The organism is Sphingomonas sp. R86521 (genome assembly GCF_042466235.1).
Classification (GTDB): Bacteria; Pseudomonadota; Alphaproteobacteria; order Sphingomonadales; family Sphingomonadaceae; genus Sphingomonas.
In genome coordinates, this window is the sequence record NZ_JAXHBY010000001.1 from 1,959,915 (window position 1) to 1,986,247 (window position 26,333).

General features: G+C 67.5%; 22 protein-coding genes. 6 read left to right on the forward strand and 16 right to left on the reverse strand.

From position 1 onward, the window contains the following. Positions 1-39: 39 nt before the first annotated feature. Both rsmD and SJY20_RS09085 read right to left on the reverse strand, forming a co-directional pair. On the reverse strand, positions 40-576 hold the full coding sequence (rsmD, locus tag SJY20_RS09080) for a 16S rRNA (guanine(966)-N(2))-methyltransferase RsmD (RefSeq protein WP_380786430.1): 537 nt from the start codon (positions 574-576) through the stop codon (positions 40-42). Next, positions 576-2,183, reverse strand: a complete 1,608-nt coding sequence (locus SJY20_RS09085; protein ID WP_380786431.1) for a pseudouridine synthase — start codon at positions 2,181-2,183, stop codon at positions 576-578. Before SJY20_RS09085 ends, rsmD begins: the two co-directional genes overlap by 1 nt. 118 nt (positions 2,184-2,301) lie before the next feature. Here SJY20_RS09085 and SJY20_RS09090 point away from each other — a divergent pair, with 118 nt between their 5' ends. Both SJY20_RS09090 and SJY20_RS09095 read left to right on the forward strand, forming a co-directional pair. Beyond that, positions 2,302-2,730: a response regulator gene (locus SJY20_RS09090; RefSeq protein WP_380786432.1), complete on the forward strand. Its 429-nt coding sequence runs from the start codon at positions 2,302-2,304 to the stop codon at positions 2,728-2,730. An 81-nt stretch (positions 2,731-2,811) separates the two neighbouring features. Then, positions 2,812-4,143 (forward strand): AmpG family muropeptide MFS transporter, encoded by a 1,332-nt coding sequence (locus tag SJY20_RS09095; protein ID WP_380786434.1) that lies wholly within the window; start codon positions 2,812-2,814, stop codon positions 4,141-4,143. Here the strand turns inward: SJY20_RS09095 and SJY20_RS09100 are convergent. From SJY20_RS09100 to SJY20_RS09150, 11 genes are all read right to left on the reverse strand, one after another. Further along, positions 4,140-4,568, reverse strand: coding sequence for a DUF6628 family protein (locus SJY20_RS09100; RefSeq protein WP_380786435.1), 429 nt, complete (start codon positions 4,566-4,568; stop codon positions 4,140-4,142). The two genes, SJY20_RS09095 and SJY20_RS09100, sit on opposite strands and share 4 nt — an antisense overlap. A gap of 68 nt (positions 4,569-4,636) precedes the next feature. Continuing rightward, positions 4,637-5,956, reverse strand: coding sequence for a bifunctional folylpolyglutamate synthase/dihydrofolate synthase (locus tag SJY20_RS09105; protein WP_380786437.1), 1,320 nt, complete (start codon positions 5,954-5,956; stop codon positions 4,637-4,639). A 122-nt stretch (positions 5,957-6,078) separates the two neighbouring features. Further along, complete coding sequence (gene accD, locus SJY20_RS09110) at positions 6,079-6,930, reverse strand: acetyl-CoA carboxylase, carboxyltransferase subunit beta (protein WP_380786439.1); 852 nt, start codon at positions 6,928-6,930, stop codon at positions 6,079-6,081. Then, on the reverse strand, positions 6,927-7,754 hold the full coding sequence (gene trpA, locus SJY20_RS09115; protein WP_380786441.1) for a tryptophan synthase subunit alpha: 828 nt from the start codon (positions 7,752-7,754) through the stop codon (positions 6,927-6,929). Before trpA ends, accD begins: the two co-directional genes overlap by 4 nt. A gap of 169 nt (positions 7,755-7,923) precedes the next feature. Beyond that, positions 7,924-9,168 carry a tryptophan synthase subunit beta gene (gene trpB / locus SJY20_RS09120; RefSeq protein WP_380786442.1) on the reverse strand — a complete coding sequence of 415 codons (1,245 nt, stop codon included), beginning with the start codon at positions 9,166-9,168 and terminating at the stop codon, positions 7,924-7,926. 85 nt (positions 9,169-9,253) lie between these two features. After that, entirely contained in the window at positions 9,254-9,886 is a 633-nt protein-coding gene (locus tag SJY20_RS09125; protein WP_380786443.1) for a phosphoribosylanthranilate isomerase, read from the reverse strand. A gap of 181 nt (positions 9,887-10,067) precedes the next feature. Next, positions 10,068-10,739, reverse strand: a complete 672-nt coding sequence (gene pyrF, locus SJY20_RS09130) for an orotidine-5'-phosphate decarboxylase (protein ID WP_380786445.1) — start codon at positions 10,737-10,739, stop codon at positions 10,068-10,070. After that, positions 10,739-11,089, reverse strand: a complete 351-nt coding sequence (locus tag SJY20_RS09135) for a lipopolysaccharide assembly protein LapA domain-containing protein (protein WP_380786446.1) — start codon at positions 11,087-11,089, stop codon at positions 10,739-10,741. Before SJY20_RS09135 ends, pyrF begins: the two co-directional genes overlap by 1 nt. A 56-nt stretch (positions 11,090-11,145) precedes the next feature. Then, on the reverse strand, positions 11,146-13,425 hold the full coding sequence (locus tag SJY20_RS09140) for a patatin-like protein (protein WP_380786447.1): 2,280 nt from the start codon (positions 13,423-13,425) through the stop codon (positions 11,146-11,148). A 70-nt stretch (positions 13,426-13,495) separates the two neighbouring features. Beyond that, complete coding sequence (locus SJY20_RS09145; RefSeq protein WP_380786448.1) at positions 13,496-14,191, reverse strand: endonuclease/exonuclease/phosphatase family protein; 696 nt, start codon at positions 14,189-14,191, stop codon at positions 13,496-13,498. A 102-nt stretch (positions 14,192-14,293) separates the two neighbouring features. Next, entirely contained in the window at positions 14,294-15,772 is a 1,479-nt protein-coding gene (locus tag SJY20_RS09150; protein ID WP_380786449.1) for a PAS domain-containing protein, read from the reverse strand. A gap of 368 nt (positions 15,773-16,140) precedes the next feature. On the opposite strand from SJY20_RS09150, the gene SJY20_RS09155 reads away from it, so the two are divergent. After that, entirely contained in the window at positions 16,141-16,353 is a 213-nt protein-coding gene (locus SJY20_RS09155) for a hypothetical protein (RefSeq protein WP_380786450.1), read from the forward strand. Positions 16,354-16,362: 9 nt separating this feature from the next. Here SJY20_RS09155 and SJY20_RS09160 read toward each other — a convergent pair whose 3' ends face one another. Genes SJY20_RS09160 through SJY20_RS09170 form a run of 3 tightly spaced genes read right to left on the reverse strand, consistent with a single transcriptional unit; the run spans position 16,363 to position 21,733 of the window. Further along, complete coding sequence (locus SJY20_RS09160; RefSeq protein WP_380786451.1) at positions 16,363-17,643, reverse strand: DUF2264 domain-containing protein; 1,281 nt, start codon at positions 17,641-17,643, stop codon at positions 16,363-16,365. After that, complete coding sequence (locus tag SJY20_RS09165) at positions 17,640-18,572, reverse strand: DUF4861 family protein (RefSeq protein ID WP_380786452.1); 933 nt, start codon at positions 18,570-18,572, stop codon at positions 17,640-17,642. Before SJY20_RS09165 ends, SJY20_RS09160 begins: the two co-directional genes overlap by 4 nt. Beyond that, positions 18,569-21,733 (reverse strand): glycoside hydrolase family 2 TIM barrel-domain containing protein, encoded by a 3,165-nt coding sequence (locus tag SJY20_RS09170; RefSeq protein WP_380788620.1) that lies wholly within the window; start codon positions 21,731-21,733, stop codon positions 18,569-18,571. Before SJY20_RS09170 ends, SJY20_RS09165 begins: the two co-directional genes overlap by 4 nt. A gap of 222 nt (positions 21,734-21,955) precedes the next feature. Between SJY20_RS09170 and SJY20_RS09175 the strand changes: the two genes are divergently transcribed. The 3 genes from SJY20_RS09175 (at position 21,956) to SJY20_RS09185 (ending at position 26,304) form a co-directional block, all read left to right on the forward strand. Beyond that, positions 21,956-22,681: a FadR/GntR family transcriptional regulator gene (locus SJY20_RS09175; RefSeq protein ID WP_380786454.1), complete on the forward strand. Its 726-nt coding sequence runs from the start codon at positions 21,956-21,958 to the stop codon at positions 22,679-22,681. A 40-nt stretch (positions 22,682-22,721) separates the two neighbouring features. Then, positions 22,722-23,885 (forward strand): glycoside hydrolase family 105 protein, encoded by a 1,164-nt coding sequence (locus tag SJY20_RS09180; RefSeq protein ID WP_380786455.1) that lies wholly within the window; start codon positions 22,722-22,724, stop codon positions 23,883-23,885. Positions 23,886-24,036: 151 nt separating this feature from the next. After that, positions 24,037-26,304 carry a TonB-dependent receptor gene (locus SJY20_RS09185; protein ID WP_380786457.1) on the forward strand — a complete coding sequence of 756 codons (2,268 nt, stop codon included), beginning with the start codon at positions 24,037-24,039 and terminating at the stop codon, positions 26,302-26,304. Positions 26,305-26,333 lie beyond the last annotated feature (29 nt).

The following is a 26,333-nucleotide window of genomic DNA, read 5'->3' on the forward strand; positions in this document are numbered from 1 at the left end:
TCAGTCCTGCGGACTGCCACCTCCCCTGCAAGGGGAGGACTAGATTGCCCGCAGCAATGTGATCCGGGCTTTCCCATGCACGCGCGTGGCGTCGACTTCGAAGCCCGCGAGTTCGACCAGTTCCTGCTTCGCGGTCTCGATGCTGATCCAGGTCGCGGCGTTGGTCCAGCCGAGGCGCGCGAGCTTGTCGAGCGCCACCAAGCCGGCGCCGGTGCCGTAAGGCGGGTCCATCATGATGACGTCGAGGGCCGCCGGCGCGGGTCCGAGCGCCATCACCGATGTCGCGCGGACGTCGGCGCGGACCTCTAGCTTGGCGAGATTGGCCTTGAGCGCGTCGACCGCGAGGCGGTCCTGTTCGACGAACAGGCACGACGCCGCGCCGCGCGACAGCGCTTCGATGCCGAGCGCACCGGAGCCCGCGAACAGGTCGGCGACCGCCAACCCGTCGAAGCTGCCGACGCGGCTGATCAGCATCGAGAACAGCGCCTCACGTGTGCGGTCGGCGGTGGGGCGGGTGTCCTCGCCCTTCGGAGCGACGATGGGACGGCCACGCCATTGGCCGGCGATGATACGCATTACTTCTTGCCTCCGCGGGGTGCCTTGGGGGGATGGCCGCGGCCGCCCGACGGGCCCTTGCCGGCCGGACGTGCGGGCTTGCCGCCGGTATCGGGACGGAAGGCGCGCGGCTCGGCGCCGGGGCGGCCGCCTGCGCTGCGGGCGGCGCGCTTGTCCATCGGTGCGCTGCGGGCAGCGCGGTTGTCCGTCGGTGCGCTCCGGGGAGCGCGGTTGTCGCCTGGCGCGCTGCGGGCAGCGCGGTCAGCGGGTGCGCCGCGAGCGGGGCGGGTATCGAACTGCGCACGCGGTGCCGCATCGTCGCGGGTCCGCTGTGGCCGCGCGGTATCGTCGCGGGTCCGCTGCGGGCGGCTGGCGTCGTAGGGCGTCCGTTGCGCGTCGGTACGCCGCGGGCCGCTGCCGGCGACGCGGGTCGGCGCTGGCGGCGCATTGCGCGGTGGCTTGGCAGCGCGGAAATGCTTGATCTTGGGGCTGGTACTCAGCGCCTCGCCACGGTCGCGATCGTCGTCGCGGCGGTCGCTGCGCTGCGCCGTCGGTCGTGCCGAATGCAGCGCCGGTGGGCGCGCTGCGCTGCGTTCGCCGGCTTCGGGACGCGTCCAGGGGTTGGTGGTGTCACCGCGCTGCTGCAGTGCGGTCGGGCGGATGCGTTGCGGCTTCACCCGGGCGGGCCGTTCAGCGACCGCGCGGGGCGCGCGGATCGGGCCGGCGACGGGGATCGCCGCGGTCTTCGGGCGGCCGCCGATACCGGCGCCGGCCGCCGCGCTGGCGCTGATGCCGATGTTGGCGCGCTCGGCGGGACCGGCCGGCTTGCCCTTGGCGATGTCCTTCTGGAAGGCGACGACGTCGTGCTGCGTCACTTCGCCGATCTGGCCGGGCATCAGGTCGCCGAGCACGAACGGGCCGTAGCGCGTCCGGATCAGGCGTGAGACCTGGAGGCCGAGATATTCGAGGACGCGACGGACTTCGCGGTTCTTGCCCTCGGTCAGGATCATCTCGATCCAGACGTTGGCGCCGGTGCGGCGTTCGATATTGGCGTTGATCGCGCCGTAGCGGACGCCCTCGATCTCGACGCCTTCCATCAGTTCGTCGAGCTGCTGTTGCGTGATCGGACCATAGGCGCGCGCGCGATAGGCGCGCTCGACGCCGCTGGCGGGCAGTTCGAGCGTGCGCTTCAGGCCACCATCGGTGGTCATCAGCAACAGTCCCTCGGTGTTCATGTCGAGGCGGCCGACGGGGACGAGGCGCGGCAGGTCCTTGGGCAGCTTGTCGTAGATGATCGGGCGGCCGGCGGGATCGCGCTCGGTGACGAGCAGGCCGGGCGGCTTGTGATAGAGGAACAGCTGCGCGGCCTCGGGCGGCTGGACCGGGTCGCCGTCGACGGTCACGCCGTTGAGGTTGCGGAGGATCGTCGCGGGGGTATCGACGGTCGACCCGTTGAGGGCGACGCGGCCCTCCTCGATCATCCGTTCGATCTCGCGGCGCGAGGCGATGCCGGCGCGGGCGAGCAGCTTGGCAATGCGGTCGCCGGTAGGGGCGCTGGCCGGAGCCGCGGTGGGGGTACCGACAGGGGTGCCTTCCGGCGGCGTGTCGGAGTCTTTGGAAGTCGTCATCGGGCGCTGATACAGCCGAATGACGCCACGCGCGAAAATATTTGCGACCTAAGGGCAACGCGCGCGTTAAGGTACAAGGGCGTAACGATTATCGTTCAGGCGTGCGGGGCTGTAGCCAATGCTATTCGGGAAGAAGAAACGCCAGATCGTCCGGCTGCTGCTCGTCGAGGACGAACCGCTCGTGGCGTTCGATACCGAATATTCGCTGACCGAAGCCAAATTCACCATCGTCGCGACCACCGACCGCGTCGCCGAGGCGATGCCGATCATCGAGGATGACGACCGCATCGACATGCTGGTGGTCGACGTGAACCTGGCCGACGGGTCGGGCGTCGACCTGGCGCGGGCGGCGCATGCGCGCGGCGTGCCGGTGCTGTTCGTGACCGGGAGCTTCCCGGACGAGGCGGAGGCGTGGGCGAGCGGATGCCTGTCGAAGCCGTATTCGCCGCGCGACCTGCTGGCCGCGATCGCGGCGATCGAGGCGTTGCTGGACGGCAAGGTGACCAAGCGCTTGCCGCTCGGGTTCCGGTTGTTCGGGACGGTCTGAACCAGCAGCGCGGCCTGCGAGTGTTGCCGCTGCGGCCGAGCCTCCCTAGGGTCCCCGCCAGTATCGAGCAGGGACTAGACTATGGAACGGACCGCGGGGACGCGCTGGGTTGATGGGGTGCGCCCCTATGTCGAGAAGGCGCCGCTGGCCGCGTTCTTCCTCGGCGTATCGTCGGGCTTTCCCTACGCTATGATCGGCGCGACGCTGACCAGCCGGCTGGCGCAGGACGGGCTCGACAAGAAGACGATCACCGCGTTCACGCTGGGGTTCCTGGTCTATAATCTGAAGCCGCTATGGGCGTGGATGATCGACGGCGTGCGGCTGCCGGTGCTGGGACGGCTGGGGCAGCGGGTGTCGTGGCTGGTGTTCGCCGGACTGCTGGTGATGGCGGCAGTGGTCAATCTCGCGCTGGTCAGCCCGGCCACCAACCTGTCGGGAACGATCGTCGCCGCGATCCTGGTCGGGATCGCCGGCGCAACCTTCGACATCGTCATCGATGCCTATCGGATCGAGACGCTGAAGCCGTATCAGCTCGGCGTCGGATCGGGCATGACGCAATATGGCTGGCGGATCGGCAACGTCGCTGCGGGTGGCCTTGCGCTGGTGCTGGCCTCGCGGATCGGCTGGAGCGGCGCTTACGCGGCGTGCGCGGCGTTCGCGTTGCCGGCGATGCTGACTGGGTTGTTGCTGGGCGAGCCCGATCGTCACCGCGAACCGACCGCCAAGCGAGGAATCGGCGAGATCGTCGGATCGATCGTCGGCCCGTTCGCCGAATTTTTCCGGCGCCAGGGTGCGGCGATCATCCTCGTGTTCATCCTGGTCCACAAGATCGGCGATACGCTGGGCCAGATCGTGCTGCGGCTGATGCTCAACGACCTGGGGTTCAGCAACGACGAGATCGCGCTCTACGACGTCGGCGTCGGGTTCTGGGCGTATCTGGTCGGGATCTTCATCGGCGGCGTGCTGTACGCGCGGCTGGGCCTGAAGCGGTCGGTGCTGATCAGCCTGGTGCTGATGGCGGTGTCGAACGCGAGCTTTGCGCTGCTCGCAGGCGCGGGGCATTCGAACGAGGGGCTCGCCGCGGCGATCGGGTTCGAGAACATCGCCAGCGGGATCGGCGGCGTCACCGTGATCGCGTATTTCTCCGCGCTGTGCGACCTGCGCTACACCGCCGCGCAATATGCGCTGATCTCGGCGGCGTCGAGCGTAGTCGGCCGGTTGCTGACCGCGACCACCGCCGGCGCGCTGGTCGAGCGGTTCGGCTATGTCGATTTCTACTGGCTGACGACGGTGGTCGCGCTGCCCGGCGTGCTGCTGTTCTGGTGGATGAGCCGGTCGGGCGTGATCGACCGCTCGATCGGCAGCGCGGGCGTCGAAGGGCCGGGCGACGCGCGGGAAGGACCCGCGGCCTAAATGACGACTGGTCGCCCCTCATCGGCGAACGCCATCGCGACCGCGGCGGCGCTGGTGAGGACGCCGTCGATGCGGCGGACGCCGAGCAGGTCGGCCATCAGATAGCGGGCGATCTCCGGTGCGGTCTCGACCCGCGCGAGGATCGTCAGCAACGCCGATTCGGCCGGCGTCATCCGCGCGCAGCAGCACGGCGCGACCGCGATCGTCCCCGCGGCGGTGCAGGCGAGATCCGCCATCAGGGCGCGGAGCAGGACCAGCGGCCGGCGGAAACCTTGGCCGAATGCGGTGAACATCGTATGTGCCGCGCGGGCATCCGACAGGCCGTTCGCCCCCATTCGACGCATCGCGAACAACGCGATCCGCGCGTTTTCGCATTCGGGCAGGGCGTGCGGCAGCAGGGTCATGGCGGCCTGGGTATCGGTCATTAACGCGACTCCGTGGTGATGACCGGATCGTCGCGTATCGGTTATTGATAGTCAATATCAATAAGCCGTCAGTCCGGCATCTCGTCGTTCTCCGCGAGCACTTCGCCGGCCAGATAGAGCGAGCCGGCGATTAGGACGAGGCTGGGGGTGTCGACCCGGTCGAGTGCGGCAGGCACGGCGGTGGCGCTCTCGGCCGGGATATCGAACGATCGGGCGAGTGCGGCGAGCGCGTCCGAAGCGTGGTGGGCGTGGCCCGGAATAGGTACCGCGATCAGCCGCTGGACCGAGGGCGCGAGGATGCGCAGGACCGCATCGGCATCCTTGTTGGCGAGCATGCCGAGGACGAGCGTGACCGGACGCCCGCGGGCGAGCGTGCGCAGCGCCCGCGCGACGGGTTGCGCGGCGTTGGGGTTGTGCGCGCCGTCGAGCCACAGGTCGCTTCCCTCGGGCAGGCGCGCACGGAGGGGACCGTCGCCGAGGCGCTGCATCCGCGCGGGCCAGTGCGCCCAGTCGGCGGCGGCGCGCATCGCGGCTTCGGGGACGTGCACTGCGCCCTGATGACGAAGCATCGCGATCGCGAGTGCGAGGTTGCGCGACTGGTGCGCACCGACCAGGCGGGGGCGGTTGGTGACGACCGCGAAACCTTCGTCCTGGTAGCGCATCGTGCTGCGCGCGGTCTCGCTGGTCCAGGCGGTGCCGCGCGCGAACACCGGCGCGCCGGCTGCATCGGCGACCGCGGCAATCTTTGCGCGGATGGTTTTGGGATAGTCCATCGTGACCAGCGGTACGCCGGACTTGGCGATTCCGGCCTTCTCGCCGGCGATCTGCAACAGCGTGTCGCCGAGGAAGGACTGGTGGTCGATCCCGAGCGCGGCGATGCCGGTGACGGCGGGCGTGCGGATGACGTTGGTGGCGTCGAGGCGGCCGCCGAGTCCGACCTCGACGATGGTCGCGGCGGCGGGTGTGCGGGCGAAGGCGAGGAACGCGGCGGCGGTGGTCACTTCGAAGAAACTCGCCTGCAGATCGTCGGCCCCATTTTCAGCGGCGTCGAGGACTTCGGACAGCAACGCGGCGAGCGCGTCGTCTTCGATCAGTCGGCCGGCGAGGCGGATGCGTTCGTTGAAGCGGACCAGATGCGGGCTGGAATAGACGTGGACGCTGTGCCCCGCGGCTTCGATCGCGGCGCGGAGGAAGGCGCAGGTCGAGCCCTTGCCGTTGGTGCCAGCGACGTGGAACACCGGGGGCAGGCTCAGATGCGGGTCGCCGAGGCGGGTCATCAGCGCAGTGATGCGTTCGAGACCGAGGATGTCGACGCCGGGGGACAGCGCGGTCAGGCGGTCGAGTTGGGCCTGGACGGCGGGGGACGAAGAGACGGCGTGGTCGGGCATTGCGTTATCCTGCTCCCTCTACCCTTCGGGGAGAGGGTTGGGGTGAGGGGCCGTTCCGGGCGCTGGCTTTTGGGGCGCCCCTCTCCCCGTCCCTCTCCCCGGAGGGGAGAGGGAGCAGCAGGTCAGGCGGCTTCGCGTGCCGTCAGGTATCCGATCACCGTACCCAACTGCGCCTTCAGATCCTTGCGGTGCACGACCATGTCGATCATCCCGTGCTCGAGATAATATTCCGACGTCTGGAAATCCTCGGGCAGCTTCTCGCGGATCGTGCTCTCGATCACGCGGCGGCCGGTGAAGGCGAGCGTCGCCTTGGGCTCGGCGATCTGGACGTCGCCGAGCATCGCATACGCCGCCATCACGCCACCCGAGGTCGGATCGGTCAGCACGACGATATACGGCAGCCCGGCATCGTGGAGCATCTGGATCGCGACCGTGCTGCGCGGCATCTGCATCAGGCTGAGGATACCCTCCTGCATGCGCGCGCCGCCGCTGGCCGTGAAGATGACATAGGGGCAGCGGTCCTCGATCGCCGCCTCGACGCCGCGGACGAACGCCTCGCCGACGGCCAGGCCCATCGATCCGCCCATGAAGCCGAAATCCTGCACGCCGACGACCACGTGATGCCCGTCGATCGCGCCGCGCGCGTTGACCAGCGCATCCTGTTCGCTGTTGTCGGTCCGTGCCGCCTTGAGGCGATCGACATAACGCTTCTGGTCGCGGAACTTGAGCGGATCCTCGGGCACCTTCGGCGCGGGGAGTTCGCTGCAGCTGCTGTCGTCGAACAGCTGGTGGAAGCGTTCCTTGGGACCGATGCGGTCGTGGTGGTCGCACTTCGGGCAGACGTAGAGATTGTCCTCCAGCTCGCGCGTGAAGACCATCTGGCCGCAGCCCTTGCACTTGTGCCAGAGGTTTTCCGGCGTCTCGCGCTTGGCGACGAACGGGATCGCGTTGCGGACGCTGTTGAGCCAGCTCATGCGCCGATCTCCATGGATGCTTCTTTCCTTGCGCTCGCCACGGCATCGGCGAGGGACGTGATATAGGCGCGGACCGGCTCGGGCGCATCGGCGCCGTGCTGCGCGACGAGCTCGACGATCGCCGAGCCGACCACGACACCGTCCGCGACGCGTGCGACGTCGGCGGCCTGGGCGGGGGTGCGGATGCCGAAGCCGACCGCGACGGGGATGTCGGTCGCCGCCTTCAGCCGGGCGACGGCGTCGGCGATCGAGGCCTGCGCGGCCTGCTGCAGCCCGGTGATGCCGGCGACCGAGACGTAATAGAGGAAGCCGCTGGCGCCATCGAGAACCTGCGGCAGCCGCGCGGCGTCGGTGGTCGGGGTGGCGAGGCGGATCAGGTCGATATTCTGAGCGCGCAACTGGGGGCCGAGCGCGTCGTCCTCCTCGGGTGGTACATCGACGCAGATGACGCCGTCGACGCCTGCCTTCGCGGCAGCCTCGGCGAACCAGTCGGCGCCGCGGCGGAGCATCGGGTTGCCGTAACCCATCAGCACGAGCGGGGTGTCGGGATGCCGCGCGCGAAACGCGGTGGCGATCGCGAGGATGTCCGCGGTGCGCGTGCCTGCCGCGAGGCTGCGGATGTTGGCGGCCTGGATCGCGGGGCCGTCGGCCATCGGGTCGGTGAACGGCATGCCGAGTTCGATGATGTCGGCACCGCCGGCGACGATCGCGTCGAGGATCGGGCCGGTGGCATCGCGCGTCGGGTCGCCCGCGGTGACGAACGCGACGAGCGCGGCGCGGTCCTGCGCGGCGGTGCGGGAGAAGGTGTCGGCGAGGCGAGTCATGTTCTGCTCCCCTCCCGCAAGCGGGAGGGGCTGGGGGTGGGCTCCCGGCCTAAGCATACGGCGTCGGTAGTTAGAGCCCCCACGTGGCGCGAACGTGCGTTGCTAACGACGGAAGCGCGAGCCCACCCCCGGCCCCTCCCGCTTGCGGGAGGGGGGAAGGACAGAGCGGTCATATCGCCACTCCTAGCGCTTCCGCCACCGTGAAGATGTCCTTGTCACCGCGACCGCACAAATTCGCCAGGATGATCTGGTCCTGCCGCATTTTCCGTGCCTTGCGGGTCACGGCTGCGATCGCGTGTGAGGGTTCCAGTGCGGGGATGATGCCTTCGGTGCGGCACAGCAGCTGGAACGCGTCGAGCGCCTCGACGTCGGTAGCACTGTCATACTGGACGCGACCAATGTCGCGCAGCCAGGCGTGTTCGGGACCGATCCCGGGATAGTCGAGCCCGGCCGAGATCGAATGCGCCTCGGTGATCTGGCCGTCCTCGTCCTGCAACAGATAGGTCTTGTTGCCGTGGAGGACGCCGGGGAAACCGCCCGCGAGGCTAGCCGCGTGCTTCTTGTCTAGGCCGTGGCCCGCCGCCTCGACGCCGAGCATCTGCACGTCGGCATCGTCGAGGAAGGGGTGGAACAGCCCGATCGCGTTCGATCCGCCACCGATCGCCGCGACCAGCATGTCGGGCAGGCGACCGACCCGCGACAGCATCTGCGCGCGTGCCTCGGTGCCGATCACCGACTGGAAATCGCGGACCATCTCGGGATACGGATGCGGGCCGGCGGCGGTGCCGATGATGTAGAAGGTGTCGTGGACGTTCGCGACCCAATCGCGCATGCCCTCGTTCATCGCGTCCTTCAGCGTGTGTGCGCCGCTCGTCACGGGCCGGACTTCGGCGCCGAGCAGCTTCATACGGAACACGTTGGGCGCCTGACGCTCGACGTCCTTGGCGCCCATGTAGATCACGCAAGGGAGGCCGAACCGCGCGCAGACCGTGGCGGTGGCGACGCCGTGCTGGCCGGCGCCGGTCTCGGCGATGATCCGCGTCTTGCCCATCCGCATCGCCAGCAGGATCTGGCCGATGCAGTTGTTGATCTTGTGCGCGCCGGTGTGATTGAGCTCGTCGCGCTTGAACCAGATCTGCGCGCCCATCCCCTCGGGGGCGGACTCGCGCAGCGCTTCGGTCAGGCGTTCGGCGTAGTAAAGCGGGCTCGGGCGGCCGACATAATGTTCGAGCAGGTCGTCGAACTGCGCCTTGAAGGCGGGGTCGGCCTTCGCGGCGCGATACGCGACGTCGAGTTCGAGGACGAGCGGCATCAGCGTCTCGGCGACGTAGCGGCCGCCGAAGTCGCCGAAATGGCCGCGCTCGTCGGGCTGGGCGCGATAGGAGTTGGGGGCGAGGGTAGAGGGAGCGTTCATGCGGAGCGCTTTAGCACCTCGGTACGGTGCGCCAAGCCCTTGTATCCCGGACCAGTCTGGGCACCCGCTTTCGCGGGTGAACTGTTCAGGTGGTAGTGGCCCTCAGGAACGCCGCGATCTTGGCTTCGTCCTTGATCCCCGGTTCGCTTTCCACGCCCGAAGACACGTCGACGAGGTCCGCGCCAGTGCGCCGGATCGCCTCCGCCACATTGACCGGATCGAGCCCGCCGGACAGCGCCCAGGGCAGTGGATGGCGGAAGCCGCGGAGCAGCTCCCAGTCGAACCGCAACCCCATGCCGCCGGGCAACGCCGCGCCCTCCGGGGTCTTGGCGTCGTACAGGATACGGTCGGCGACGCCGGCGAACCCCTGCGCCACATCCAGGTCGCCGCGCGTGCGAACCGCCACCGCGACCCAGATCTCGATGCCGAATTTGGCGCGGATCGCGGCGGTGCGCGCGGGCGTCACCTTGTGGAGTTGCAGGACGTCCAGCGCTGCGGATGCGACCGCCTGTTCGAGCATCTCGTCCTCCGGATCGACGAACACGCCGACCTTCGCGACGTGGCCAGGAACGTTCGCGGCGAGTTCGGCGGCTTTTGCGAAGGTGACGTGGCGCGGCGAGGCGGGGAAGAACACGAACCCGACATGGCTCGCGCCGTGCCGGATCGCGGCGTCGAGCGTGGCGGTCGTGGAAAGGCCGCAGATCTTGGCGGTGGTCATCGTGGTCCTTTGGTCGCGACTGCGGGAGTCGGTTGCGGCATACACTGCAATCTTCCGTCATCCTGACCAAAGTCAGGACCCAGAGCCAAGGCCGTCAGCGTTCTTTACTCTGGGTCCTGACTTTCGTCAGGATGACGGGAGCGTATTAGGATGACGAAGCGCGTCAGGATGGCGGGGCGTATCAAAGTGTCGCGCTGATCGCGCGCGCGGCGGCGTCGGGGTCGTCCGCCTTGGTGATCGGGCGGCCGACCACCAGGATCGACGCGCCGGCGTCCATCGCCTCGCGCGGAGTGACGACGCGCTTCTGGTCGCCGATCACGCCGTCGGGCAGGCGTACCCCCGGCACCACGAAGAACCCCTTGGGCCAGATCGCCTTTGCCGCGGCGACTTCGGCACCAGAGCAGACGATACCGTCGACCCCCGCCGCGCATGCCAGTTCCGTCAGCCGGACCACTTGGTCATGCGCGCTGCCGGAGACACCGGTGGCGGCAAGGTCGCTGGCGTCGAGGCTGGTGAGCATCGTCACCGCGATCACCTTGGTGCCCTTCGGCGCTGCCGCCTTGGCATCCTCGAGCATCGCGCGGCCACCGCTGGCGTGCACGGTCAGGATCGCGGGCTCCAGCGTCGCCAGTGCCTGGATCGCTTTCGCGACGGTGTTGGGAATATCGTGGAGCTTGAGGTCGAGAAAGATCGGCAGGCCGAGCGCCTGCATCGCATGGACGCCGGCCTGGCCGTGCGCGGCGAAGAATTCGAGCCCGAGCTTGAGCCCGCCGACATGGTGACGAACCTTGGTCGCGATCGCCTTGGCGGCGTCGAGATCGGGGGTGTCGAGGGCGAGGTAGATGCGGTTCATCAGATCGCGCCCGACGGAAGATGCGCGGGTGCGGGAACGGGCACAGCAACGGGCACGACCGGGTCAGGCTGCGTCGCGACGTACACCGGCTCCGGCTTGGGCAGGCGCAGTTCGGCCAGCTGGCGCTCGCAAGTCGCGAGACGCTGGCGCAACCGCCACCGGATCGCGTGGTTGTAGAGCATCGTCGGGACGAACCCGAGCAGGAAGGTCACCAGCAGCAGCAGCGGCAGGTTCACGTCGGCGATCAGCCCACCCCACAGCTTGATCGGCACGGTGGTCCAGTTGCCGATGGTCGCGACCGCGGCGATGAACGCCAGCAGGCACCAGAACAAGATTTTCAGGAACTGCATTGCGACACCTCGTTAATGCGACAAGGCTAACCGCGATGGCGGCGCTTGGCCAGCCTTCAGCCGATCTCGCGGCGCAACTCTGCGAACAGCGGCGCGATCGCGGTCAGGCGCGGCTCCTCTTCGTCGAGGATCGCGACGAACGCCGCGCGCTTGATCAGCGCGACGCGCCCCGGCTTCATCCGGGCGCTTTTACGCAGCGTCGAGACGGTGATGTCGATCATCCGCTCGGCGCCGTGCAGCCGCCCCCAGAGATAGTCGTTCTCGCGGTAGGCACGGCTGAAGAACGCGCCGAAGCTATTGAACTGAATGCCTTTCAACGTCGCCTCCACCCCGCCGGAGCGGATCGCGGTGGCATCGTCGGGGGCGATCCGGTCAACCTTGATCGGGTCGAATTCGTCGAGGCCCTCGCCTTGCAACAACGGCAGGGTGGCGGTGTCGAAATAGGGGAAGCCGAGATAGGCAAGCAGCAGTGTACGGCGCGCGCGCTTGCCGAGCGCGGCGAACCCGCTGGCGAGCTGGATATCGGCAGCCGCATCCAGCGCGTGGAGGTCGAGCGATGCCGAGAGCGCATCAAGCGCAGGCGCGATGTCGCGAGCGGGAACGTCGATGGCGGGATGCGCATCCGCCCGGCGCGCGTCGAGATAGGGCGCGAGCGAGGCGTAGATCGCGTCGCGCATCGGCGCCAGTTCGGGTTCGTCGACATCGACCTCGATCTCGGCGAGCTGTCGCGCCATCAGCCGCAAGCGGCGGATCCGGAAACCGATGTCGAAGCGACGCAGGAAGTCGATCGCGGCGGGGCTAGCGCCGCCGGGAAAGCCGGGCCCGATCTGGTCCGCACCGGTTGAGGCGAGGAAGGCCTCGACCGCGCTGCGGATGCGCCGCAACCGGTGCGGCGCATGGTCGTCGCTGGCGTGATGCAGCAGACCGGCGATCGCGTCGACGACGTTGCTGCGCTTCAGGTGACCATAGGCCGCATAGCCATAACCGGCACTGGCGATCGCCGCTTTCTGCGACCGGCGGCGCCACGCGACCAGCCGAGCCGGCGTCGGCCGGTTGAGGAACAGGGTGTGGCCGAACAGCGATTCGACCTCCGCCTCGACCTGCGGACGGATCGCGGCGACGATCCCGCGCATCCGGTCGATCCGTGCCGATCGTTCGGCGATCGCCTCCAGATTGTCGCGGATCGGCTGCTGGCGGGGGATGTCGCTGATCGCGCCGACGATCGTCTGGAAGAATCCCGGCGTACCCTGGCCGCGGTTCAGCGTCAGTTTCACGCCGGGCGAGGGATCGATATAGATGATCCGGCGATCGATCTGGCGTCGCGCCGGGCGTTCCTTGAGCGCGTCGAGCGCCGGCCGGAACGGCGCGTTGGCGAGTACGGACCCGTCTATCAACACCGCACTCTCGGCGGAGCCCGCCGCCCACTGACGCGGCAGCGCGCGTTCGAGGAAGGTCGCGCGTTCTGGCCAGGCGATGCCGCGGTCGTCGAGGACGCCGTCGAGTTCCGCGACCGTGAACGGCGGGAAGGCGCCCGGGAAACTCGACGTCGCGCGGGCCGCGAAGGCGAGTTCGGCGAGCGGGGCGAGGGTGTCGACGCCGGTGCCGTTGTCGGTGAAGTCGAACACCAGGCGGTGCTCGGTCTCGACCACTTCGGGGGGCGAATTCAGTTCGAGGCGTTCCGGGTGACCGGTGAAATCGGTGACCGTCACGAACAGGTCGAGCGGCTGTCCCGGTGGCAGCAGGCGGGCGCCACGGGTGCTGGACGCCATCGCATCGAACGCGTCGAGCAGGCGGTTGGTGAAGCTCGCGCCACCGAACGGGGGTTCGAACCAGCGCGATCGGATGAAGTGCGACAGTTTCGACCGCACCTCGTCGCGCGTGGCTTCCTCCAGCGCCTCGACCTTCTCCGCGCTGCGGCCCGCCGCGACCCAGGCGAGCGGCAACGCCCAGACCTTCGAGAAGCGTGACTGCGGCGCACTGCCGGTGTCGATCAGCGCCTCGACATCCGCGGCGCTGAGCCACAGGTCGGTGAGCGGGTCTAGGCTCTGACCGGTGGCGATCGCCTGGCCCAGGAAGATGCCGTTTATGCCGCCCGCGCTGGCGCCGGCGATGATGTCGGCGAGGACGCGGACGCGGTCCCCGCCTTCCGCCTCGATTTCGGCAAGCAGCGCGGCGTACACGCCTTCGCTGCCGCCCGCCGGGGTGTCGCCGTCGTGGAATGCACGGCTGGCGCAGACCAGGCGCCAGATCTCCTTGGTGATGCCGTGCATGTACACGGCGAGGCTGATGCCGCCGTAGCAGACAAGCGCGAGCCGAAGTTCCTTTTCGCGAATCATCAGACGGCGCTCGGCGCGGAACCCCGGGGCAAGGAAAGCAACACGGTCATACCGGCTCCAGCACCGCCGGTCATACCGGCTCCAGCATCGCCCATATCGGCAGATGGTCGGAGGCCTTACGCGATGCCGGGCTGTCGTGCACCCCGCAGTCGACGACCCGCAATGCCTTCGACACCATGATCCGGTCGAGCTTGGCGATCGCTCGGCGCGAATGGAAGCTCGGGCCGGTCGGCGCGAACGCATGATCGCGGCCGAAATCGCGCAGGCAGCCGGAGCCGGCGCTCCATTCGTTGAGGTCGCCCATCAGCACCGTGGGATACGCGTGCGTGCAGCTTTCGACATGCGTGAGTATCGCCGCGGCTTGCTTGCGCCGCCACAGTCCCGACAGGTCCAGGTGCATGCCGACGACGCGGATCATGCCGCCGGCGGTGCGGACATCTGCCATCGCCGCGCCGCGCGGTTCGAGCGAGGGGAGGTGGATGGCTTCGCTGTCCACCAGCTGCGCGGACTTGCGGATCAGGATGACGTTGCCGTGCCACCCCATGCTGGTAGTGCGGGCGCCGAGCGGCACCGGCTTCCAGTCGCTATGCTCGTCGAGCAGGTGGAACGGCAGCACGCACGCCTTTTCGCCGAAGCGCCGGTCGGCTTCCTGCAACGCGATGACGTCGGCGTCGATCTCGCGCAGCACCTCGACCACCCGTTCGGGATTGCGGCGACGATCCAGGCCGATGCCCTTATGGATGTTGTAGCTGGCGACCTTGATCATGAATGATCGGAAACGCAGCAACGGCGACTGCGGTTGCAGCCGCCGCCACGGAAACTCAGATGACGCGTGATGATGGCGTGTCCCGAAGTGCGCGTGGGGCGCTCAAGCCTTCAGGTCGTCGCCGGATTTCGGCAACGGAGCGACCGCCGAGAACACCACGCCGGTCGGGCGATAGTCGACATTCGCGGTGCCGCTGATCTCGCTAGCCAGGACGCGCTGGATGAGTTTCGATCCAAACCCGGTGCGGGTCGGTGGCGAGACCGGGGGGCCGCCTACCTCCGTCCAGCTGAAGTGAAGCCGTTCGGGTTTCGTGCCGCCGACGATCTTCCAGTCGATCTCGACATGGCCGTCGGCGTTGGACAGCGCGCCGTATTTCGCGGCGTTGGTACCGAGTTCGTGAAGCGCGAGCGCCAAACCGACCGCGACCCGCGAGGGCAGGCTAACATCGGGACCGCTGACCCGGATACGGCGACCGTCGTCGGTGCGGAACGGCGCCAGCGCGCGACCGACGAGGTCCCCGATCGCGGCGTCTTCCCAACGGTCGTCGACCAGCAGGCTGTTGGCGGCGTCCATCGCCTGGATTCGCCCCGCGAGCGTATCGGCTGCGCCTTCGAGCGACGTCGCATTGCGCAGGGTCTGGCCGACGATAGCCTGCAACGTCGCGAGCATGTTCTTGACGCGGTGGCTGAGTTCATGCGCGAGCAGGGTACGGTGCTCTTCGGCCCGCTTTCGATCGGTGATATTCTGTGAAACGCCAACGAGTTGCAAAGGTGTCCCATCGGCGCGTCTGAAGACCTGACCACGGACGAAGAGCCACCGCTCGTCGCCGTCGGGCGTAAGGATGCGATATTCGACCTCGTAATTGTCGGTCTGCTCCAGCGCGAGCCGTAACGCTTCGTCGCGATGCGCCCGATCCTCGGGGTGAACCGAGTCTCTCAGGTCGCTGTACCGGAACGGCTCCGACCGCGGCCTGCCCCAATTGTCCTTGCAGCCGTCGGTGACGGTCATGCGCTCGGTCGCAAGGTCGAGGCTCCACGATCCGAGCTGGGCAGCCTCCAGTGCAAAGCGCAGCCGGTTCTCGGCCTGAACCAGATCGCTGGTCCGCTGCCCGATCTCGGCTTCCAGATCGTCGCGGTCCTGCTGCAGCCGGGACAGCCGTTCGCGCTCCATCGACACGTCGAACTGCGAGGCGAAGAAATAGGTGAGGTTGCCGTCGTCGTCGAACACCGGCGATATCAGCAGTCGATTCCAGAACGTCGTACCGTCCTTGCGGTAATTGAGCAGTTCCAGTTCGATCGGTTCAAGCCTGGCGACCGCATCGCGCACGCGGTCGACATCGTCGCGATTGGTTTCCGGCCCTTGCAGGAAACGGCAGTTGCGCCCCAGAATTTCGTGTTCGGCAAAGCCGGTGAGCTTCGAAAACGCACCGTTCACGAACACGATCGGGTTGTCGGGCTGGCTGGGATCGGTGATCACCATCGGCATCCGCGTCGCGCGGACCGCCGCCGAGAAGGGATCGGTGCCCCGATCCTTGCGGACCAGTTCATGCTCGATCCTGGATTGTTCCTGGTCGTTCCTCATCGGCCGCCCCCGGCAGTCACCCCGAACGCCTGGTCGAGATGCCGCCGTGGAAACACAGGTGTCCCCTGCACGTTACAGGCCGCGGAAGGACAGCGAGACTCGGTCGGTGAGCGCAATGGCAGGATCCGGAACCAGGACAGGCTGTCACGCCGATCGCCGATCTGGCGGAGCGGGAAACCCAAGGGACAATTGATTGTTCACGAGTAACATAGCGGCAATCGGCTGTCCGTCCATTTGTGTACGGTTCGATTTTATCCACGCAAGCCGCCGCCGTGCGCTGCCATGCTAGGGCCGTCCCCGGAAGCGCTGTCGGACAACGTCTTGTTGGGAACGCTCAACGAGGCCGACCGCAAGCGCTTGCAAGGCACATGATCGTCTCCGATCTGAAGGCGCAGGATGTCCTGCAACATGCGGGCGAGGAGGTCGTGCTCACGTGGTTCCCGTGCGGCCCCGCAATGGCGGCGTTCGGCATCACGATGAACGACGGCACGTCGGCGGTGGAGAATCACTATGATACGGTGATGCACGGCATCTATACTCTCGGACAGTCTCCGGCAGAAGCGTTGGCGGGGTCGCGGTGAGCCGCGGCATCAATAGTCGACGTAGTAATCCTTGGCGAAGTCCTGGCCGGCATAGGCGCGGCGCATGGTCCAGGGCAGGGGCGGGCTGGTCCAATAGGGATCGTCGGCGGGCAGGCCGAGCGCGAGCAGGCTTTCGGCGGCGAGGTACATGCTGCCGGCGTTGGAATACCAGTCGCCGAGCGTCGGCTGGTGGCGGGTGAAGCCGATCGTCAGGAAGCCGTCGGCGTCGAAGTTCGACGGATCGGCGAACACGCGGCGTTGTGCGGCGACGGTCGCGGCGCGGACCTGTCCGGGGGGCAGAGTATCTGGAAGCATCTTCTTCCATGCGAGCTGGCCGAGCGGCTGGTGCGCCGCGGTGCGATAGGTCAGCGACCGGCCGACTGCGGCAAAGGCGCCATCGGGGCCGACCATCCGCTCGAGCTGCGTCGCGTACCGCTGCATCCGCTTGATCTGTACCGGCAGCCGGGTCTTCGGGTTCAGGCTGTTGAACGGGGCATCGGTCGCGACCAGCACCTGCAGGATCTGCGTCAGCATCGGATGGATGACGTAGCTGTTGTACAGGTCGAAATGGAAATGGACGCCGTCGGCATACCAGCCGTCGCCGACATACCATTCGTCGAATTTGCGGATCGCCAGGTCGAGGCGGACCGGGTCCCATTCCGCGCCGACCGCCAGCAGGAAGGCCTCGTTCATCGCCGCGAACAACAGCCAGTTGGTGTAGGGCGGCGAGATCCGGCGCAGGCTTTGGATCTCGGCGATGATCCGCGCCTTGGTCCGGGCGTCGAGCGGCTTCCACAGCGTGTCAGGTGCGCGCAGCAAGGCGCTGGTAAAATAGGCGGAATCGACCAGCGGCTGGCCATTGCCGCTCCACAGCAGATAGTCGGGGCTCTTCGGGTCGACCGCGTGGACATAGCTTTGCAGCGCCTGTTGCCGCAGCGTCGCGCGGCGGCGGCCTTCGGGCGTGGCGTCGTCGGGCAGCGCGAGCCACGGCGCGATGCCGTCGATCAGTCGGCCGAACCCCTCGAGATAGCCATTCTTCGGATTGCGACCGTCCCAGGTCGGGCTGAGTTCGAGCTTCCACTCGCTTTGCAGCCTGCCGCGCGCCATCCGGTCGAGCACCGGGCTCGCCATCTTGTCGAGCAGCGCCAGCATGTAGGCGCGGTCGGTGGGGCCGTCGGGCAGCGGCGCCTGGTCGGGTTGCGGTGTTGCGCCCATCGCCGGCGTCGCGGCCAGCGCCGCTCCTCCGGCGATCGCGGCCAACACCCCGCGCCGTGCTACGCCGTCGCTCATTTGCGATCCTTCGGTACGGAGAAGTCGAGGCGTTCGCCGGCGGCATAGGCGTCCCAGGCGGCGCGGGTACGAATGCCGGCAATGCCCTTGTCCCAGGTCGAGCCGGCATAATAGACGAACGGCTTGCCGGGCATCGCCTTGACCAGCACGAGGTGATTGTCGGCATCCTCGCGGATATCGACGATCGTTGCGGGATCGACCCGCACCGCGATCCCCATCCGGCCGTGCTCGCCGTCCTGCGGACCCCACCACGACAGCACGCCCTTCGTCCGGTCGACGGTCAGGTCGCCGCCGGGGCCGGTGGTGCGCTTGCCGATGCCGATGCCGACAACGAGCTCGCCCGATTTGTCGGAGGACAAAGTCGACACCATCCGCGTGAAATTGGTCCCGAGCGGCAGCGTGAAGCGTCGCGTCTCCCAGACTTTCCGGCCGACATCGACCGGCCAGGGGGCGTAGTCGACGCGGAAGTCCGCCGCGGCGGGGCCGTTCGAGAGGATGCGATAGGAGCGGTAGTTGCGCGAGGTCCACAGCTTGTTGTCGAACCAGATTCCGAGGCCACCCATGCCGCGCCCGGTGCCGACATTGTAGAAGTCGATGCCTTCGCCGTGATAGCCATGCTGGTCACCAGTGCGGAGCTGGCGATCGGCGAACGGCCAGGCGACGTTCTTGCCCCAGGCGTCGATGCCCGACCCGGACGGCGCCTCCGCCGCCTCCAGCGCATGGCCGTAGATGCGGTGCGCGGTACGGTCGTTTTCCCAGAGGATGTCGTCGTAGCGATAGTTCGCCAGTTGCGCGCGCGCGGCGGGCTCGCGGGCGGCGCCGGTCGGCGGGGTCATCGGCTTGACGATCGGCGGCATCGTAACGGAGTCCTGCGCGCCTGCAGCGCCAGCCGACAGCGCCAGCAGGACGATGGCGAGGCGGGCGGTCACTGGACCACCGTGGCGCTGGCGGGCTGTGAGGCGGTCGGCGTCGTGCCGTCACCGGCGAACGGTCGCAGGACGAAGCCGAAGGTCCGCGGCGCCAACGGTACGCGATAGGCCGGCAGCGGCTGTCCGGTGGCGTCCCAGTTGGTGTTGCCGCCGACGCCCGACTGCACCGCGTCGATCAGCAGCGTGTCATGGTCGCGGGGTACGATGTCGCTGCTCTTGCGCGTGCCCGGCGCGCGGCGCGAGAGGTCCTCATAGGGAAAGGCGAGCGCGTTCATCGACAGCGGTGCGTCGCCGGTGACGCGCAGGCCGCCCGTGCCGGGCTGCGACAGCTCCATCCAGCGGACATCCGTCTTGTTGCCGGTTTCCTGCGGTCGCATGTAGTCGTGGTTCTGGTCCGCGATCCGCCCACGCCACAGCCCGATCGCGGCGCTGGTCTTGCGATCGGCATAGCTCTCATGCGGTCCGCGGCCATACCATTCGACCGTGTCGATCGCCGACGGCATGCGGTACGCCAGGCCGATGCGCAGCGGGTCGGGCAGATCGGTCTTGAGCGGGGTGAAACTGCCCTCGACGGCGACCGATCCGTCGCCGCGCATGGTGTAGCGGGTTACGAACGTCGCGACGCCGTCGCCGACCGAATGACGGACCGTGACGGTGGCGCCGCGCGCCTCGATCCCGTCCACGTGGCGAGCATCGGAGGCGGTCTTCCAGACGCCGCTGGTCTTCTCGGCGCCGGTGCCGATGTCGTTGTCGATCAGCGCGCGGTAGAAATGCGGTGTGCCGCCGGCGAGCAGTGTCCGGCCGTTTGCGGCATAATCGGTCATCAGCCCGGTGCGGCGATCGATCGCCAGCGTCGCGCCGGCCGCGCTCAGCCGGATCGTGTCACCCTTGTCGGCCAGCGTAACCGCACCGGTTGCGGTTGCGGTGGAGGCAGGCGTTACAGGACCCCAGGCGAACTGGTCCCAGCCGATCACCTGGCCCGCGGGGACCTGAGGCACCGATCCCGCCTTCGCGCGTGCCCTCAGGGTCACGAAGTATTCGGCACCGGGCTTACGGGTCAGCGCCGGCAGCGCCAGTGTCACGGCTTCGCGACCATGCGCGGCGGTGTGCAGCATAGGCAGCGCGCCCTTCGCGACGCCTACGCCGTCCTCCAGCACCTCCCACGACAGGTCGTAGCCCGACAGGTCGACGAAATCGTGGCGGTTGACCACCGTCACCTTGCCGCTGGCCGGGTCGAAGTCGGCGAACTGGATCGGCGCATAGATCTTCTGCACCTCGAACAGATGCGGGTTCGGGGTGCGGTCGGGCTGGTTCAGCCCGTCGCCGAATTCTATGTCGCCGTTGGGGTTGGGACCATAGACTCCACCATCGCCCCAGTAATGCTTGCCGTCCGCGGTCTTCTGGTTGGTCGACTGGTCGACCCAGTCCCAGATGAAGCCGCCCTGCATCTTGTCGGGATGCGCGTAGATGACGTCCCAATATTCCTTGAGGTTACCGCCCGAATTGCCCTGCATGTGCGCATATTCGCACAGGATGATCGGCTGGCGGAAATTCCAGTTGGTCGCGTAGTCGACCATGCGGTCGGGGGTGTCGTACATCGGCGCATAGATGTCGGCATAGTCGTTGGGGCGAGGCTCGCCGACCCAGGTGCCCCAGCCGAGATAGCTGATCAGCCGGCCCGGATCGCGGCCTTTCGCGGCGGCGGCGGCGTGCGCGAAGGCGGGGCCGATCCCGGCTTCGTTGCCCAGCGACCAGAAGATGATCGACGGGTGGTTCTTGTCGCGCTCGACCATGTTCGAAACCCTGCTTACGTGCGCGGCGTCCCAGGCGGGATCGAAGCCGAGCTGATACTTGCCGCGATCCTCGGGATGCTTGTTGGCATAGTCCATATAGCCGTGGCTCTCGATGTTCGCCTCGTCCATCACGTACAGGCCGTAGCGGTCGGCCAGGTCGTAGAGCCGTGGATCGTTGGGGTAATGCGAGGTGCGCAGCGCGTTGATGTTGTTGCGCTTCATCAGCTGGATGTCGCGCTCCATCGATTCCAGCGAGATGGTGTGGAAGGTGTCGGGGTCGTGTTCGTGGCGGTTGACGCCGCGGATCGTGATCGGCTTGCCGTTGACCGTCACCAGCCCGTTTTTCATCGCGACGGTGCGAAAGCCGATCCGGCTATAGGTCGACTGGATGATCGCGCCCCTGGCGTCGTAGAGTTCGACCAGCAGCATGTAGAGCGCAGGCGTTTCCGCGGTCCACGGCTTCACGCCGGGCAGGGTTCCAGTCAGCATCACCTTGCGCTCGGCTGCGCCCGCGACGACGGGTGTGGAGCGCGTGAGGACCGGCTTGTCGCCATCGAGCAACGTGATCCGTGCCGAAGTCGCGGCACCCGGCGTCACCGCGACGTCGACCGCGAGAGTGCCGTCGCGATAACTCGGATCGAGCCCGGCATGGACGAAGAAGTCTCGGACGCGCGTCTTCGGCGCGGCCATCAGGAACACCTCGCGCTCGATCCCCGAGACCCGCCAGAAATCCTGGTCCTCCAGATAGCTGCCGTCGGACCAGCGATAGACCTGGATCGCGACGGTGTTGCGCCCGGGCTTCAACTGCTTCGTAACGTCGAACTCGGAAGGCAGCTTGCTGTCCTCGGAATAACCGACCTTCACGCCGTTTACCCAGACGTAATAGGCCGATCCCGCCGCGCCGATGTGGAGGATGACGTCGCTGCCCGACCAGCCCGCCGGCAGGTCGATGTCGCGGCGGTAGGACCCGACCGGGTTGGTCGCATGCGGGATCAGCGGGCGGTTGGCGGGGAAGGGGTAGGCGATGTTGTTGTAGCGCGGCTGGTCGTACCCCTCGGTCTGCCAGTCGGCGGGAACCTTGATCTCCTTCCATTTCGAGACGTCGTAATCGGGGCGCTCGAACCCGGTCGGCAGGCGGTCGGCATCGGGCGAGAAGGCGAACCGCCACAGGCCGCTCAGCAACATGAAGCGATCGGACTTGGTGCGGTGGCCGGCGAGCGCCCTGGCGCGGGTTTCGAACGGGAAGCCGGTGGCGCGCGCGGGCTCCTTGCCGATCGCGAACACCGCCGGGTTCTCCCAATCGGGGCGCGCCGGAGCGACCTGTGGCTGGACCGGCGGAACCGGACGGTTCTGCGCCGATGCCTGCATCGCGGCGGCCAGGCTCAGCAACGATCCGGTCAGGATCAGCGATAGGCGCGAATGCAAAATACTCTCTCCCTGGTCATCGGCGTTCGACCGTTTCCACGCTGCTTTCCCCGAAACAGGGACCGCTGGATATCCGATCAAAGATGGATTAGTCATACAAGCGACAGTCGATAGTACAAGTCCGGTCCGCAGCCATGACGGACTGCGGTGCCGAAGGGAACGACAGTGGCAAGACGCACGTCATCACTGACCGACGACCTGTTCGTCAAACTCGAGGCCCGCATCCGATCGGGCGAAATGCCGCCGGGCTCGCGGTTTCCGGCGCAGAAGGATATCTGCGCGACCGAGAATGTCAGCCGCACCGTGGTGCGCGAGGCATCGGCGCGGCTTGCGGCGCAGGGGCTGACGACATCGCGACAGGGATCGGGCGTGTTCGTCGCCGCCACCGCCGCGTATCGCGCCTTCCAGGTCACGCGCGAGGAGCTGGGTGAACTGGCCGACGTCATCAAGCTGCTGGAGATGCGGCTGGCGATCGAGACCGAGATGGCCGCGCTGGCCGCGGCGCGCCGCACCACCGGAAACATCGGCGAGATTCGCGAAGCGCTGCAACGCATGGCCGACGTCAGCGCGGATCCGGAGGCCGCGGCGCAGGCCGACATCGCGTTCCACCTGGCGATCGCACGCGCGACGCAGAACGATTATTACGTCCGACTGATCGACTTTCTCGGCCTCAGGCTGGTGCCGCCGCGCAGCCTGTACCTGCGCGACCAGTCCGCCGAGGCGCATCAGGCCTATGCGGCGCTGGTCCGTATCGAGCACGACGCGATCCTCGACGCGATCGTCCGCATGGACCCGTCGCGTGCGCGCGATGCCGCCCGCCATCACATGCAGGAAAGCCTCAGCCGGCACAGCGAGTTGAGCGAAGTGGCGCAACTGCGCGCCGTCGACTGACGCCGAGAGCGATTTCATCCCTTTTCCCGGAGACCACCGCATGATCGTGCGACCCCTTGCTACCCTCGCCATGCTCGCCGCGTCGGTACCGTCGTTCGCGCAGGCGCCCGCGGCGCGCACCGCTGCGGGGGCGGCTGCGGTTCGGGGCGAGCCGATCGTGCTCGCGACTCGGCTCGCCGAGTGGCAGCTAGCGCGGCTCGATGCGGCGCACGTCTCGCGGGTGACGACCGAGACCAAGAACCCGCGTGCGTGGGAACAGGCGGTGTTCTGGGTCGGGATGACCGCGCTTGCCGATGCGGGCGGACCGCCGGCGATCCGGCAGGCGGTGCTCGACATGGGGCGCACTAACGAGTGGTTGCCGGCGCGGCGCCCCTATCATGCCGACGACCTGGTGATCACGCAGTCCTATCTATGGGCGGCGCGCCACGGGGCGGGGGCGGGGGCGCTGGCCCCTACGCAGAAAGCGTTCGATTTCATCCTGGCCAATCCGCCGCGCGTGGGACTGCCGTTCTATCAGCCGCCCGAGGGGTATGACGCCACCGAATGCCTGAAGCGGTGGTGCTGGTGCGATGCGCTGTTCATGGCGCCGCCGGCGATGCTGGCGTTGTCGGCGCAGACCGGCGACGCACGCTACCGCGAATACGCGATGCGCGAATATTGGGCGACGGTGGACTTCCTCTACGACCCCGCCGAGCGGCTGTTCTACCGCGACAGCCGGTTCTTCGACCGCCGCGACGATCGCGCGCGGAAGCAGTTCTGGGCGCGTGGCAATGGCTGGGTGTTCGCCAGCATGCCGCGGATCATCCCGATGCTCGCCAAGGGCAGCGCCGATCGCAAGCGGATGGAGGCGCTGTTCGTCGAGATGGCGGGGCGGCTCGCGGAGCTGCAGAAGCCCGACGGCTATTGGGCGCCGTCGTTGCTTGCCGCCGAAGGCTCTCCGCCGGAATCGAGCGGCACCGGCTTCTTCACCTATGGCATGGCGTGGGGCGTAAAGGCCGGGCTGCTCGATGCGCGCCGGTACCGCCCGGTGGCGGATCGCGGCTGGGCTGCGTTGACGCGCTCGATCCAGCCGGACGGGCGGCTCGGCTGGGTGCAGCAGGTCAGCGACCGGCCCGAGAAGGTCGAGGCGACGGATACGCAATATTACGGTGTCGGCGCGTTCCTGCTCGCCGCGACAGCGATGGATGCGCTGGGCAAGAACTGAGCGACCTCGAATTCGTCCCCCTCGGCGGGGGAGGACCAAGACCAGCCCGATGAAACTGCTCGGTGTTGTAGTACAACGCTTGCGACGCCCCGCCCTGGATGGTACGTATCGGCCAAGCCGGACGAAACCGGCATTCAGTAAGGGGGATGCGATGCACTTGCTCGGCACCACGATTCTCGCGCGATCGGCGCTGGTCGCATCCGCGCTGCTGGCGAGCGGCCAAATCTCGGCGCAGGTCGCGCCCGCCGGCCCCGAGACCGCCGCGCAAACCACGCCGTCGGACGAGAGCAGCACCGACATCATCGTCACCGCGCAAAAGCGCGAAGAGCGCGTCCAGGACGTGCCGCTCGCGGTGCAGGTGCTGACCGGCGATGCGTTGCAGGCACAGGGCGTGCGCCAGTTCGCCGACCTGACCAAGGCGAGCCCGTCGCTGGTGATCAAGCCGTCCGAGCAACCGGTCAACAACTCGATCTCGATCCGCGGCATCGGCACCTTCGCCTTCTCGCCCAGCGTCGAGCCGAGCGTCGCGGTTCAGATCGACGACGTCCCCGTCCAGTTCCTGGCGCGCGCGTTCGCCGACTTGTCCGATATCGAGCGCGTCGAGATCCTGCGCGGGCCGCAGAGCACGCTCTATGGCCGGTCGGCATCCGCGGGGCTGATCAACATCGTCACGCAGGGGCCGAGCAAGACGCTGACAGGGCGGGTCGCGGTGCTGGCGACGACCGACGACGAATATGGCTGGAACATCGCCGGATCGGGACCGATCACGAGCAACCTCGGGTTCCGGGTCAGCGGCAATTTCGACAAGTTCCGCGGCAACGTCGACAATCTGTACAATGGTCGCAAGGTCAGCGGCTTCGAGACGCTATCGCTCAAGGGCAAGCTGGTCTGGGATCCGACCGACACGCTGAACCTGACCGCGCAGGCCGGATACATCGATGGCCAGACCACGATCGGGCGGCCGTTCATCCGGGTGTCGCCCAATGCCCGGCTACGCGGCGTCGCGGCCAACACGCCCGCGGTGTTCGCGCCCGGGGTAAGCTTCACCGACGCCAACCAGTCGGTCGTCAACAACATCGATTCCGGTACTGACTATAGCGATTACGCGGCATCGCTGCGTGCCTCGCTCGATGTTGGGTTCGCGACGCTGATGTCGATCACCGCGTACGACAAGTTCAAGCAGTTCGACATCCTCGACCAGGACGAATCGGCGATCGCCTCGCTCGACAACAGCCAGTTCGGCACGTTCCGAACCAAGGCTTTCTCGCAGGAATTCCGGTTGCTTTCGCCCGGCGGCGATCGCTTCCGCTATACGCTCGGGCTGTTCTATTCGAACCTGAACCTGACGCGTGATTTCACGCGCGGGCCGTTCTTCTCGCAGGCACGCTGGTATGCGACCAACGGCACCAAGCAATATGCCTCGTTCGGGCAGCTCGAATTCGACCTGCTGGAGGGTACGACGCTGATCGGCGGCGCGCGTGCGGGACGCGGCGAGATCGACTATACGTTCCACGATATCCTCAACGGCGACGCGCGGTTCGCGGGGGCCGACAGCGAGACGTTCGAGACCTACAAGGCTGGGCTCCAGCAGCATCTCGCGACCGATGTGATGGCGTTCCTGACCTATGCCACCGGGCACAAGGGCCAGGCCTATGACATCGGCACCGGGTTCAACCTGTTGCGCCAGCGGACCGGGCCGGTGCAGCCCGAGACCTCGAAGGACTGGCAGCTCGGCGTGAAGAGCCAGTTCCTCGACCGTCGGGTGACGCTGAACGTCACGCTGTTCGATACGAAGTTCGACAATTTTCAGGCGCAGGGGATCGAGACGCTGCCCGACGGCACGATCAATTTCCGCCTCGCCAACGTCGGCAAGCTGCGCACGCGCGGTGTCGAGGTCGAGAGCAGCGTCCGGCTGGCGCGTACGCTCAACATCACCGGCGGCGTGACGTACAACGACGCGGAGATCACGTCCTTCCCGCTCGGCCAATGCTATCCGGGGCAGACCGCCGCGCAAGGCTGTGTCGGATCGCCGTCGCGGCAGAACCTTGCGGGGTTCCGCCCGGCGCAGGCGCCGAAGTGGAAGGCGGCGGTCAGCGGGGATTTCACGCCGCATCTGACCGACACGCTCGACGGTCTGCTACAGGCGTCGGCAACCTATCAGACGCGGATCAACTATTCGATTTCGCAGGATCCGCAGAGCGTGCAGCCGAAATACACGATCCTCAATTTGTCCGCGGGTATCCGCGAAAGCGCGCGGCGGTGGGAGATCGTGGCGTTCGTCAATAACGTGTTCGACAAGCAGTATTTCGCGAACCTCGCAAACTCCTACGGCAACCAGGGCAACGCGCTCGCGACCCAGAGCTATCTGCCCCGCGATTTCCGGCGCTATGGCGGTGTCCGCGCGTCGTATACCTTCTGACGCGCGGAGGTCCGCCAGATTGCAGGAGC

Excerpts from the sequence above, each read along its gene's own strand:
- trpB (WP_380786442.1), bottom strand. The coding sequence starts at position 9,168 with ATGAACGCTCCCTCTACCCTCGCCCCCAACTCCTATCGCGCCCAGCCC.
- SJY20_RS09125 (WP_380786443.1), bottom strand. The coding sequence starts at position 9,886 with ATGACCACCGCCAAGATCTGCGGCCTTTCCACGACCGCCACGCTCGAC.
- SJY20_RS09150 (WP_380786449.1), bottom strand. The coding sequence starts at position 15,772 with ATGAGGAACGACCAGGAACAATCCAGGATCGAGCATGAACTGGTCCGC.
- SJY20_RS09160 (WP_380786451.1), bottom strand. The coding sequence starts at position 17,643 with ATGAGCGACGGCGTAGCACGGCGCGGGGTGTTGGCCGCGATCGCCGGA.
- SJY20_RS09135 (WP_380786446.1), bottom strand. The coding sequence starts at position 11,089 with ATGCAGTTCCTGAAAATCTTGTTCTGGTGCCTGCTGGCGTTCATCGCC.
- rsmD (WP_380786430.1), bottom strand. The coding sequence starts at position 576 with ATGCGTATCATCGCCGGCCAATGGCGTGGCCGTCCCATCGTCGCTCCG.
- trpA (WP_380786441.1), bottom strand. The coding sequence starts at position 7,754 with ATGACTCGCCTCGCCGACACCTTCTCCCGCACCGCCGCGCAGGACCGC.
- SJY20_RS09145 (WP_380786448.1), bottom strand. The coding sequence starts at position 14,191 with ATGATCAAGGTCGCCAGCTACAACATCCATAAGGGCATCGGCCTGGAT.
- SJY20_RS09155 (WP_380786450.1), top strand. The coding sequence starts at position 16,141 with ATGATCGTCTCCGATCTGAAGGCGCAGGATGTCCTGCAACATGCGGGC.
- SJY20_RS09180 (WP_380786455.1), top strand. The coding sequence starts at position 22,722 with ATGATCGTGCGACCCCTTGCTACCCTCGCCATGCTCGCCGCGTCGGTA.
- SJY20_RS09170 (WP_380788620.1), bottom strand. The coding sequence starts at position 21,733 with ATGCAGGCATCGGCGCAGAACCGTCCGGTTCCGCCGGTCCAGCCACAG.
- accD (WP_380786439.1), bottom strand. The coding sequence starts at position 6,930 with ATGAGCTGGCTCAACAGCGTCCGCAACGCGATCCCGTTCGTCGCCAAG.
- SJY20_RS09140 (WP_380786447.1), bottom strand. The coding sequence starts at position 13,425 with ATGATTCGCGAAAAGGAACTTCGGCTCGCGCTTGTCTGCTACGGCGGC.
- SJY20_RS09100 (WP_380786435.1), bottom strand. The coding sequence starts at position 4,568 with ATGACCGATACCCAGGCCGCCATGACCCTGCTGCCGCACGCCCTGCCC.
- SJY20_RS09105 (WP_380786437.1), bottom strand. The coding sequence starts at position 5,956 with ATGCCCGACCACGCCGTCTCTTCGTCCCCCGCCGTCCAGGCCCAACTC.
- SJY20_RS09085 (WP_380786431.1), bottom strand. The coding sequence starts at position 2,183 with ATGACGACTTCCAAAGACTCCGACACGCCGCCGGAAGGCACCCCTGTC.
- pyrF (WP_380786445.1), bottom strand. The coding sequence starts at position 10,739 with ATGAACCGCATCTACCTCGCCCTCGACACCCCCGATCTCGACGCCGCC.
- SJY20_RS09095 (WP_380786434.1), top strand. The coding sequence starts at position 2,812 with ATGGAACGGACCGCGGGGACGCGCTGGGTTGATGGGGTGCGCCCCTAT.
- SJY20_RS09090 (WP_380786432.1), top strand. The coding sequence starts at position 2,302 with ATGCTATTCGGGAAGAAGAAACGCCAGATCGTCCGGCTGCTGCTCGTC.
- SJY20_RS09185 (WP_380786457.1), top strand. The coding sequence starts at position 24,037 with ATGCACTTGCTCGGCACCACGATTCTCGCGCGATCGGCGCTGGTCGCA.